The sequence below is a fragment of the Rhizobium sp. P1_E6 genome (assembly GCF_056405875.1).
This window is the reverse complement of the sequence record NZ_JBFUBG010000083.1, coordinates 18,279-29,219: the sequence shown is the minus strand read 5'-3', so window position 1 is coordinate 29,219 and position 10,941 is coordinate 18,279. Positions and strand designations below refer to the sequence as shown.

General features: G+C 60.2%; 12 protein-coding genes. 5 read left to right on the top strand and 7 right to left on the bottom strand.

Features of this window, described 5'->3' with window-relative positions:
* A partial coding sequence (locus tag AC1D35_RS27810) for an acyl-CoA dehydrogenase family protein (protein WP_477941122.1) occupies nucleotides 1-1,010 on the top strand: 1,010 nt, incomplete at its 5' end.
* A 73-nt stretch (nucleotides 1,011-1,083) separates the two neighbouring features.
* On the opposite strand, the gene AC1D35_RS27805 is transcribed toward AC1D35_RS27810, so the two are convergent.
* Complete coding sequence (locus AC1D35_RS27805; RefSeq protein ID WP_477851887.1) at nucleotides 1,084-2,301, bottom strand: SfnB family sulfur acquisition oxidoreductase; 1,218 nt, start codon at nucleotides 2,299-2,301, stop codon at nucleotides 1,084-1,086.
* A 91-nt stretch (nucleotides 2,302-2,392) separates the two neighbouring features.
* On the opposite strand from AC1D35_RS27805, the gene AC1D35_RS27800 reads away from it, so the two are divergent.
* Together AC1D35_RS27800 and AC1D35_RS27795 are read left to right on the top strand one after the other, a co-directional pair.
* Nucleotides 2,393-2,617, top strand: coding sequence for a hypothetical protein (locus AC1D35_RS27800; protein ID WP_477851886.1), 225 nt, complete (start codon nucleotides 2,393-2,395; stop codon nucleotides 2,615-2,617).
* The gene (locus AC1D35_RS27795) at nucleotides 2,614-3,942 is read left to right on the top strand and encodes an LLM class flavin-dependent oxidoreductase (protein WP_477851885.1); all 1,329 of its coding nucleotides are present in this window, start codon (nucleotides 2,614-2,616) and stop codon (nucleotides 3,940-3,942) included. The genes AC1D35_RS27800 and AC1D35_RS27795 overlap by 4 nt, the downstream gene beginning before the upstream one ends.
* Nucleotides 3,943-3,946: 4 nt before the next feature.
* On the opposite strand, the gene AC1D35_RS27790 is transcribed toward AC1D35_RS27795, so the two are convergent.
* A complete protein-coding gene (locus tag AC1D35_RS27790) occupies nucleotides 3,947-4,723 on the bottom strand; it encodes a class I SAM-dependent methyltransferase (protein ID WP_477851884.1) in 777 nt (258 codons plus the stop codon).
* Between the two features lie 175 nt (nucleotides 4,724-4,898).
* Here AC1D35_RS27790 and AC1D35_RS27785 point away from each other — a divergent pair, with 175 nt between their 5' ends.
* Nucleotides 4,899-5,813, top strand: a complete 915-nt coding sequence (locus tag AC1D35_RS27785) for a LysR family transcriptional regulator (RefSeq protein WP_477851882.1) — start codon at nucleotides 4,899-4,901, stop codon at nucleotides 5,811-5,813.
* On the opposite strand, the gene AC1D35_RS27780 is transcribed toward AC1D35_RS27785, so the two are convergent.
* From AC1D35_RS27780 to AC1D35_RS27760, 5 genes are read right to left on the bottom strand one after another with little or no spacing between them, the layout of a single operon-like run.
* On the bottom strand, nucleotides 5,803-6,132 hold the full coding sequence (locus AC1D35_RS27780) for a DUF6665 family protein (protein ID WP_477851881.1): 330 nt from the start codon (nucleotides 6,130-6,132) through the stop codon (nucleotides 5,803-5,805). The two genes, AC1D35_RS27785 and AC1D35_RS27780, sit on opposite strands and share 11 nt — an antisense overlap.
* Before the next feature lie 18 nt (nucleotides 6,133-6,150).
* Nucleotides 6,151-6,393, bottom strand: a complete 243-nt coding sequence (locus AC1D35_RS27775; RefSeq protein WP_477852122.1) for a hypothetical protein — start codon at nucleotides 6,391-6,393, stop codon at nucleotides 6,151-6,153.
* A gap of 41 nt (nucleotides 6,394-6,434) precedes the next feature.
* A complete protein-coding gene (locus AC1D35_RS27770; RefSeq protein ID WP_113428865.1) occupies nucleotides 6,435-7,076 on the bottom strand; it encodes a ThuA domain-containing protein in 642 nt (213 codons plus the stop codon).
* 16 nt (nucleotides 7,077-7,092) lie between these two features.
* Nucleotides 7,093-8,196, bottom strand: a complete 1,104-nt coding sequence (locus AC1D35_RS27765) for a Gfo/Idh/MocA family protein (protein WP_477852115.1) — start codon at nucleotides 8,194-8,196, stop codon at nucleotides 7,093-7,095.
* A 31-nt stretch (nucleotides 8,197-8,227) separates the two neighbouring features.
* Nucleotides 8,228-9,427 (bottom strand): ROK family protein, encoded by a 1,200-nt coding sequence (locus AC1D35_RS27760; protein ID WP_477941121.1) that lies wholly within the window; start codon nucleotides 9,425-9,427, stop codon nucleotides 8,228-8,230.
* A gap of 203 nt (nucleotides 9,428-9,630) precedes the next feature.
* On the opposite strand from AC1D35_RS27760, the gene AC1D35_RS27755 reads away from it, so the two are divergent.
* Nucleotides 9,631-10,935, top strand: a complete 1,305-nt coding sequence (locus AC1D35_RS27755; RefSeq protein WP_477851879.1) for an ABC transporter substrate-binding protein — start codon at nucleotides 9,631-9,633, stop codon at nucleotides 10,933-10,935.
* The last annotated feature ends 6 nt before the right edge of the window (nucleotides 10,936-10,941 follow it).

Genomic DNA, 10,941 nt, shown 5'->3' with positions numbered 1-10,941 from the left:
GCAGTGGCCTTGACTGGGTGGATGGCTTGCGGCTGGTGCGCATCCTCGCGCGCGGCGAAAGCTCGATCGGCCAGCTTCTCGGCTATCACTACGTCAACAGCCAATATGTCTACTGGGCGCTTGAGGAAGCTCGCGCCCATGCGCTTGGCTCTGAAACCGTTGCGAAAAACCTCTATTGGGGTGCGGCCGTCAATCCACGCGATCCGGGCCTTGTGCTCACCCGTCGTGGCAACGGCTATATGCTGAACGGGCGCAAGTCGTTTTCCACCGCCGCCCATGTCTCCGATTATATCAACGCCAATGCGACGCTCGACGACAACATCGTCGGCTTCGCCGTGCCGACCAATCGGCCCGGCTATCAGGCCAATGACGACTGGGACAATTTTGGCCAGCGGCTCTCTGACAGCGGCAGCGTCGAGTTCCACGATTTTCCCGTCTACGAGGAGGATTTCGTCGGCGCTCCGGCTGCCCTTGATGCAGCCCCGCCGGTGCTCTCGACCTTCAATACACCGCTCATCCAGCTCGTTTTCGTCAATTTCTATCTTGGCAGCGCCGAAGGCGCGCTCAAGGCTGCGGTCGATTATGTGCGCACGACGACACGGCCCTGGGTGACATCAGGCGTCCAGCGCGCTGCCGATGACCCCTATATCCTTGAGCGGGTCGGGGAATTTACGGCGGCACTCAAGGCCTCTGCAGCACTTGCGGATGCGGCTGCTGCCGCGGTTCAGGCGGGGCTTGCGAAGGGCCAGGCGGTGACGGCCCGCGAGCGTGGCGAGGCGGCTGCGGAAGCCTATGCCGCCAAGGTACATGCCACCCATGTCTCGCTCGATATCACCTCCCGGGTTTTCGAGCTGACAGGCGCACGCTCGACGGCGGAGAAATATCGTTTCGACCGTTACTGGCGCAATGTGCGCACCCATACGCTGCACGATCCGGTGTTCTACAAGGCGAAGGAAGTCGGCGAGTTCGTGCTGAACGACAAGATTCCTGAAGTCAGCCTCTACAGCTAAGATCAGGTACATTTTCTCAAAAAAGAAACCCCATTTCCGCAATCGGAAATGGGGTTTTCAGTTGAGGAGAGAATTAGAGCGCGCCGTTTTTCGGCGGGATCACGCCGTTTAGGTGGTAATTGCCAACGACGTGATATTTCCAACGCACGGGATCGTGCAGCGTATGGGTGCGTGCATTGCGCCAGTGCCGGTCGAGGTGGAGATCAGCCTTGACAGAGGAGGTCCCGGCAAGCTCGAAGAGCGTATTGGTGGCTTCGATGGCGATCTCTGTCGTCAACACCTTGGCGGCGGCGACGGCGAGCGTGGCCTCGACGACCGTTGCCTCCGTCGTTTCGATTTGCGCCGCGTCGACCTTGCGGCCAGCGCGTTCGACCAGAGCCGCTGCAGCCTCCAGCCGGATGGCAATCTGCCCGACCTTGGCGATCGTCAGCGGATCGTCGGCAGCACGCTCCGCGCCGCTGTCCATCCAGGGGCGGGACTTGGTGCGCACAAAATCCAGCGTCTCGGCGAAGGCGGCGCGGGCTATGCCGAGATCGATGCCGGCATGGATGATCTGGCCGACGGAACCTATCGTCGTCGGTCGCTCGAAGCCCTTGTGATGGAGTACGACGGAATCGGCGTGAACATAGATATTGTTCAGGATCGTCGTTCCGCTGCCCGTCGTGCGCTGGCCGAAGCCATCCCAGTCATCGATGATCTCCACACCCTCCGTGCCCTTCGGCACGAAGGCCATGACCAGCCGATCCTCCTCGTCGAGCGCGAAAACCGTCACCCAGTCGGCGAACAGGACGCCGGTGGAGTAATATTTGGTGCCGCTGACGCGGTAACCGGGGCCGTCGCGTCGGATACGGGTATTGTAATGCCCGACCGTCTTCGTGCCGCGCTCCGAGAGCGCATTGCCGAAACGGTCGCCAGCGAGCGCACGGCCGAAGAAATACCGTTTCTGCTCCTCGCTGCCGTCAGTGCGCAACGCTTCCAGAATGTAGAAGTGGTTCTGTGGAATCTGGCCGATCGAGCTGTCGGCTTCCGCCAGGATCGCGGTCACCTCGGCCAACACCGCGTTCGATACGTCGAGCCCGCCATACTGTGCGGGAACTGCGATCGCCAGCAGGCCGGATTGGGCCAGTTCATCGAGTTCGGCAAAAGGCAGCCGACGTTCGGCATCGCGCGCGGCGGCTGTGGCGGCAAATCGAGCGGCGAGTTTTCGAGCAGTTTCCAACGCCTCGTCGTCGCTTTCAATGCGGGCGGCTATGGGCCGGACCTGGTCTTGTTGCCTCTGCACAGTGGTCATCGATTTCTCCAGTTCTCACAGCGCTATCGGTGAAAGAAATCGAGCCAGGAGATAAGATTATAAATTCTATAGATGCGATAGAAAATGAAAAGTGCTTGCTTATCTGGGGCGTGCCTTGGCTACTAACGTCAGTCTTTATCGATCTCACCGGGAAGTGACCGGATTGCTGGTGAAATTGTCGCGGGAAATTGCCGTCACCGATCTCGAATTGCCACCGGCCAACCCTTACCTAACCAACGGACAGATGCGTCGTTCCGGCATCAGCGTTCAGCAGAGGGCAGGCGACCGCTTCGCCCGATCCATGAGGAAAACATGACCCGTTCACGGCAGTTGCGCCTCGGCGCCTTCATGCGTCCCGTCAGCCTGCATACCGGCGCATGGCGCTATCCCGGCTCCTATCCGGATGCGAATTTCAATTTTGCCCATATCAAGTCCTTCGCGCAGAAGCTCGAGGCCGCGAAGTTCGACGCCTTCTTCATGGCGGATCATCTGGCTGTTCTCAACATGCCGGTCGAGGCGCTGAAGCGCAGCCACACAGTGACCTCCTTCGAGCCCTTCACGCTGCTTTCGGCGCTCGCGGCCGTCACTGAAAGGATCGGGCTTGCGGCAACGGCATCCACCACCTTCGACGAGCCTTATCATGTCGCTCGCCGTTTCGCTTCGCTCGATCATCTCAGCAATGGCCGCGCTGCCTGGAACATCGTTACGACCTCCAATCCAGATGCCGCGCTTAATTTCGGTCTCGACGAGCATGTGGAACATGGTGAACGCTACAAGCGGGCGCGAGAATTTTACGATGTCGTCACCGGCCTCTGGGACAGTTTCGCCGACGATGCCTTCATCCGCGATCGTGAGAGCGGCATCTACTTCGATCCCGAGAAGATGCATGTGCTCGATCACAAGGGCGAGGAACTAAGCGTGCGCGGGCCGTTGAACATCGCCCGGCCAGTGCAGGGCTGGCCCGTCATCGTGCAGGCCGGTCAATCGGATCCAGGCCGCCAGCTTGCTGCGGAAACCGCGGAAGTGGTCTTCTGTTCGCCGCGCGATCTCTCGGGCGGCAAGGCGCTCTATGCCGATATCAAGGGCCGGATGGAAGCCACCGGCCGCAACCGCGACCACCTGAAACTGCTGCCTGCTGCTTTCGTCGTCATCGGCGACAGCATCGAGGAGGCGCGCGCCAAGCGTTTGGCCCTCGACAGTCTTGTTCATTACGACAGCGCGATCGCCTCGCTGTCGATCGCGCTCGGCCACGATGCCTCGGGCTTCGATCCGGATGCGCCGTTGCCCAATGATATTCCCGATACCAATGCCAGCAAGACCGGCCGCGCTCAGCTCATCAAGCTGGCGCAGGAGGAAAACCTCACCGTGCGCCAGCTTGCCCAGCGTTATGGCGGCTATTCCGGCCTTGCCTTCGTCGGCACGCCGGCAAGCATTGCCGAGGAGATGGAGCGCTGGCTGGACGAAGAGGGCTCGGATGGATTCAATGTCGTCTTCCCCTACTTGCCGCAGGGGCTGGACGACGTCACCACGCGCCTGGTGCCCGAGCTGCAGCGCCGTGGCCTGTTCCGGACGGAATATGAGGGCACGACGCTACGCGAGCATCTCGGCCTGCCGCGCCCGGAAAACCGCTTCTTCGCATAAAGCCCTATGGTCGGGCGACGATCAGGCGCAACGATCCCTCGAAGAAAGGCTGCGTGCGAAGTTCTCCGTAGCGCGCATCCCACGTGCCGTCCTTGAGATCGCGGCCGAGCTCTGCAACGAAACGCTCACCGATCGAGGGATCGACGAAGCTCCAGGCTGAATTGGCTAGCCGGGCGCCGGGATCGAGCATACGCTCCGGCCGGCCGTAATAGGCCTCGCCGAAACCGTCGATGCAGGCGAGCGGGATCGGCACCGGCGATATGTCGATCTTGCCGCCGAGAAGATCAATCATGGTCTGCAAGGCTGGATAGCGGCTGGCTTCGACGGCGATCATCTCGGGCGCATAGTCGAACAGCCATGAGCGCTCGAGCTCATTTGGATCGCAACTCAAAATCAGCACTGGGCCGCGCGAAACACGGCGCATCTCTGAGAGACCGGTCTTGAGATCAGACCATTGATGCACGGTGAAAGTCGCCATGCTCGCATCGAAGGACTGATCGGCGAAGGGAAGCTTTTCGGCCGTTGCATCGATTGCCTCGGGCAAATGTGCCGGGCGCTGCGCGCGCATGGAAGCTGAAGGTTCGACCGGCGTGACCTTCCGGTCGACCGGCTCGTAGGAGCCGGCTCCGGCGCCGACATTCAGCACCGTTTCGGCATTGCCGAGCGCGGCACGAATGAATTCTGCGATGTGCGGATCGGGCTGGCGGTACTTGCTGTAATTTGTGCCGATTACGCCGTAATTTGCGTCGCCTGCGCTTCCGTCATCATGTCTGTTATTCACGATCGGTCTCCGTAATTATTTTAAACGGTAAAGCTTCGCCCTTGCCGAAACGCGTTGCGTTCCAACATCTGTTGTTCCTGAAATGGCATTCAGTCATGTCGCGAGCCGCAACAAACACCATGTAACGCAGGATGAAAACCGATATGATCGAACAGATATTGTTCGGAAAACTCACATGGCTCGTCGCATTCCATCGCTCAATGCTCTCCGCGCTTTCGAGGCTGCCGGCCGTCTCGGGCGCATGACGCTTGCCGCTGACGAGCTGAATGTCACCCACAGCGCGATCAGCCGGCAGGTCCAGCATCTCGAAGATGTTCTCGGCGTTCCCTTATTCGAGGGGCCGAAGAACAAGCTGCGGCTGACCGAGGCAGGTACGACGCTGCTGTCGGGCCTGAATGCCGCCTTCGACCAGATCGACAGCTCCGTGCGCGCCGTTGCCGATACCGAGGACGGAGCCGTGGACGTTTCCTGCCCAGGAACCTTTACCATGCGCTGGCTGATCCCTCGGCTTTACCGGTTTCAGGCGGAATATCCTGATATCGACGTGCGGCTAACCGCCTCGTCGCGTCCGGTGGATTTTGCCCGCGACAGTTTCGATGTCGCCATCCGCGTCGGAACCGCCCCCTGGCCTGCCGGGGCGGACGTCATTCCTCTTTTTCCCGAGCAGACCGGTCCGGTGCTTGCCCCTTCCCTGGTGGAAAGCGTGGGCGAGCGCTTTACCGGCGCAGCAAGACTTCATACCCGCAGCCGGTTGCGGGCCTGGGGCGACTGGCTTGCACGCTCGGGCATTGTTGTCGAGGCGGGCAGTCGCGTCGAATACGAGCATTTCTATTTCATGCTGGAGGCTGCCAATGCCGGGCTTGGTGTCTGCGTCGTGCCCTGGCCGTATGTGACCGACGACGTTCGCTTCGGCCGGCTGGCCGCCCCGCATGGTTTTCTGGAAAGCGGCCACGAATATGTGGCGCTGCGCCGGGCGAGGCGAAACCGGAAATCCTCGCTTTTCTGCGAATGGCTGGAAAAAGAGGCGTGCGCATTCGTCGTCTCGCATCCTGCGCCAGCGACACAGAGCCACACCGCCGCTATCTCCTGATGATGCCGACCCGTGCCAGCACTTCGCCAGGAATGCCGTAGCGCTGAATAATATCCTTGTTGTTGCGCAGGCCGCAGATCTCACGCTGAACGAACAGCGCCCAGACGGCGTCGGATGCCACGTTGACCAGCGTTTCGTGCTGTTCGGCGCTGTGGCGATCGGGATTCCAGGCCTTCAGGGCTGCGAGCGCCGATTCGACTTTCAGTCCGTTGCGCCCGAGCGAACTGGCGCGCTCCGACATGAGCTCGTATTCGAGCACGTTCACCCCGCCTTCGGCCGAAAAGGACTGCCTGAAGGATTGCGGTGGGCGAACGCTCATAGACTGTCCCTTCGCAGGTTACGACGCCGGCGCGCCCGTGACCTGGAAATAGACCCAGGCGGCGGCAAACACGAGGATCACCGCGGCGATGACCAGGAGCTTGCGGAGCATCGGATTGGGGGCTTTCGGCGGAGGCTTCGGCTTGCGAAACTTGATAACGTTGTCGCTCATTGTCCTGCTGTTCGGTTTGATCTTCGTGCAGCAGTAACGCATATCGGCGCTTTTGGCACCCATGTTGGCGTCCAGATATACGCTTTTCATGTGGGCTGCCGGCCTAGGGCCGGCAGCCTGATGTCAGCCGATCAGCGCGCCGCCCAATTGGCGCCGCGGCGGAAGATAGTCTTCATCTGGGGCACTTCGAATTCCTTGGCGACATGGCCGAGCGAGGAATAGAAGACACGGCCCTTGCCGTATTTGCGCTTCCAGACAACAGGCATGGTCACGCCGTCGATCCAATAAGCATGCTCGCCGGTGAACGTCGTCGTTGCCAGCACCTCGTTCGAGGGGTCGACATGCATGTAATATTGCTCGGAATTATAAGGGAAGTCGGTGATCCCCTCCATCAGCGGGTCGTCTGGTCGGGTGACGTTGACCGTGTAGTTGATGATGTTGCCGGGATGGGCAACCCACTGGCCGCCGATGATGAACTGGTAATCGGTCGATTCACGGAAGCTGTCGCCGGCGCCGCCGTGATAGCCGGCAATACCGACGCCGCTTTCGATCGCGGCAGCGAGGTTCTTCACCTCTTCCTTCTCGATTTTCGACATGGTGATAACGGGAACGATCAGGCTCAGATCATGGATCGACGGGTCGGCGAAAGCCTCCGTGCTGTGCTCCACATAGACCTTGAAACCGTCTTCCTCGAGCATGTCCTTGATGATTGCGGCGCATTGTTCCGGTTCATGGCCTGCCCAGCCGCCCCAGACGATCAGTGCTTCACGCATGTATTCCTCCTGAATGTTACTTGCCGAGCAGTCCGTCGACGAGAGATTGGGAAAGTGGAGCAGGGCGCTCCGTTGTTGTGGTGAGCGTCACCGTGTTGCCGGCATCGGACGCCTTCTCAAAGGCTTCCATAACCTCAAGCACGTGCAGCGCCAGATCGCCGTTTGCGCGGTGCGGCCGGTTCGACCGGATGGCATGGGCAAGATCGGCGACGCCGAGCGAGCGATAATTGCCGTCGGCATAAGGCAGGGTCACGGGCTGGTCTTCGAACTGGCCGCCTTTCTTCAGATATTCGACCGGGCCTGCAAAACGGTTCGGATCCGGTACGATCAGCGTGCCTTCGGTGCCGTAGACTTCGAGCGGGACATGCTTGTGGCCGGCGACATCGAAGCTCATGCCGATCTGCACGACAGCGCCATTGGCGAAAGCCATGACTCCGGCGACATGGGTCGGGATATGAACGGGGATGCGCTCGCCGTTGCGCGGCTCGCTGGTGATGATGCGCTCATTGCGCGGCGTGACCGCAAAGCCGGCAACCTTGGCGACCGGTCCCAGCAGGTTGACGAGGTCGGTGATGTAGTAGGGACCCATGTCGAGCATCGGGCCGCCGCCGACTTCGTAATAGAAGGCCGGATTGGGATGCCAGCGCTCGTGGCCGGGGCACATGAAGGTCGCGGTGCCGCCGACCGGAATGCCGATGACGCCCTCGTCGATCAGGGCGCGGGCCGTCTGATGACCGCCGCCGAGGAAGGTGTCTGGTGCTGCGCCGATGCGCAAACCCTTGGCCTTGGCGGCATCCGCCAATTTTTTCCCTTCCGCGAAATTAATCCCCAGCGGCTTTTCCGAATAGGTATGCTTGCCGGCTTGCAGTGCCTGCAGGCCGACGGCGACGTGGGCTTTCGGAATGGTCAAATTGACGATAATCTCGACCTTCGGATCAGCCAGAAGCTCTTCAACAGACCTAGCCTGAAGGTTGAATTCATTGGCTTTTGCCTCTGCAAGTTCGGGATTGAGGTCGGCCAGTCCGCGGATGTCGAGGATCGGGAATGCCTCTGTCATTGCCTTCAGATAGGCGCCCGAAATATTGCCGCATCCAATGATGCCGATACCGACTTTTTCCATCATATCCTCCCGTAAATATTGATTTCTGACGTTAAAGCGCCGGCCCGGTGGTGCTCCAGGGCGATTCATAGAGTTCGTAAAGGGCAACGGCGGCGGCACCCTGCGCCCAGAAATCGTCGGTCGAATCGTCAAAGACGAGTTCACTGACGCCCTTGAGCGAGGGCGGAATGGCGAGTGCATAGGCATCGCGCAGGCTATTGAGGAAAGGCTCGCCGAGAGCAAGCGACGAGCCGACGAGAATAACCCGCGGCGGCGCAAACAAGGTAACGATATTGGCGATGGTCAGCCCCACCGCTTCGCCGGCCCGCATGGCCGCGCTGATCAACTGGTCGTCATCGGCCTGGATCATAGCCTTTACATGGGTCATGCCGCGGCCAAGACGCACCGCTTCGGCAAACCGGCCATCGGCCTGCTGCTCGCCGAGGATTGCACTTTCGCCGGCCTGACTGGAAAGGCGAACCACACCTTGCTGGCCCATGCCGAGAACGAGATCGCCCAGATTGTGGCTGAGGCCGCCGGCGCCGCGGAAAAGCTGGTTGTCGTGCAGCACGCCAAGGCCGAGCGTTTGCTCCAGCGAAATCAGCACCATGTCTTCCAGATCACGAGCCTTGCCGAACCAGTGATGGCCGAGCGTGATGGCATGCGCATCGCTCTCGATGATCGTCGGAGTCGACAGGCGAGCCGACATTTCTGCAGCAAAATCAATATTGACGTCGCGGAAGATCGGGCTCGATCGAATATGGCCGGTACGGTGCTCGATAACGCCGGGAAGTGCCAGACAGATGCTGTCAATATCATCGAGCGATAGGCCGATATCCACGACGCAACGCCGCACGGCATCCTCGATCAGGTCGGCAATGACAGCGATCGGCTGACGATCGATGCGGATCGGCAGCGTCAGCTTGGAGAGCACGTCTCCACGGAAATTGGTGACGGCGAAAACYATGCGGCTGGCCGCGATCTTAGCCCCAACCACGCGGGCGGCATCCGGATTGAGCTCCAGCATCACGCGGGGCCTTCCACGCACGGCTTCATTGCGGATATCGCCCTCATGACGCGGCAGAATTAGCCCGTCGTCGAGCAACGAGGCAGTGATGGCGGAAACCGTCGTCGTCGAAAGCTCCGTACGCTCGCTGATCTGGATACGAGAGATCGGACCATGGCGCCGGATCGTGTCCAGCACGTTCAAGCGGTTGATCGCACGCATTAGTTCGGGATCTGCAGTCTTCATGAAAACGAGCCAGGCATCAATTTGTTGGAGCAGGTGCCCCAATATTTTTAACGGGTTACGAAATAAATAACAGGCAAGTGCGGATGGCTGTCAAGCGAATTTGACGAAAAATACGGCAGTTGGGTTGACATCGGGCAAAAGCTCCGTTGAATTAATCCGCATAGGGGAAAAATTGTGAGGACATGGCCCCTGGGAGGAAAATCATGAATTTTATGTTGAAGAACGCCACCTTCGGCGGCAGACGGATCGTATCCATGGCCGTAACGGCCGGCATGTTGTTGGCAGGAGCGGGTGCTGCTTCCGCGACGACGGTGGTCAAGTGGCTGCATCTCGAACTCGATCCGAAAAACGTCGCGGCCTGGGAGGAGATCGTCAAGAAGTACGAAGCCCAGCATCCCGACGTCGACATCCAGATGCAGTTCCTCGAAAACGAGGCCTTCAAGGCCAAGCTTCCGACATTGCTGCAGTCTGACGACGTGCCGGATTTCTTTTTCAGCTGGGGCGGCGGCGTCTTGAAGCAGCAGTCCGAGACGGGCGCGCTCCAGGACGTGACGACGGCTCTCGACGCCGATAGCGGCAAATTGCGCAATGCCTATACCCCGGCTTCGGTCGACGGCCTGACCTTCGACAGCAAGACCTGGGCGATCCCCTACAAGGTCGGGCTGGTCAGCTTCTTCTATAACAAGGCGCTGTTTGCCAAGGCCGGCGTCAAAGCCGAGGACATCAAGAACTGGGCCGATTTTCTCGCCACGGTGAAGAAGATCAAGGCGGCCGGTATCGTGCCAATCGCGGGCGGTGGCGGCGAGAAGTGGCCTATCCACTTTTACTGGAGCTATCTCGTCATGCGGGAAGGCGGACAGAAGGTCTTCGAAGCGGCCAAGAACGGCGAAGGCGAAGGTTTCCTCGATCCGTCGATCATCAAGGCCGGTGACGATCTTGCCGAACTCGGCAAGCTCGAACCTTTCCAGCCCGGCTATCTCGGTTCGAGCTGGCCGCAGGCGCTTGGCGTTTTCGGTGACGGCAAGGCTGCAATCATCCTTGGCTTTGAAGCGACGGAGGCCAACCAGCGCAAGAATGCCGGCGACGGCAAGGGTCTCGCACCCGACAATATCGGCCGCTTCGCTTTCCCGACGGTCGAAGGCGGCGCCGGCAAGCCAACCGATACGCTCGGCGGCTTGAACGGCTGGGCCGTCACCAAGAAGGCATCGAAGGAAGCGATCGATTTCCTCGCTTTCCTGACGAATGCGGAGAACGAGCGGGCGATGGCCAAATTGGGCATGCTTCTACCCGTTGCCGCTGGCGCCGATGACGGCGTCACCAACCCGCTACTTGCCGAATCGGCAAAACAGCTTGCGGGTTCCACCTGGCATCAGAACTTTTTCGACCAGGATCTCGGTGCGGCCGTCGGCCGTGTCGTCAACGACGTGTCGGTGGAAATCGTCTCCGGACAGATGAATTCCAAGGACGGCGCCCAGATGATCCAGGACGCTTTCGAACTGGAGCAATAACCAGCG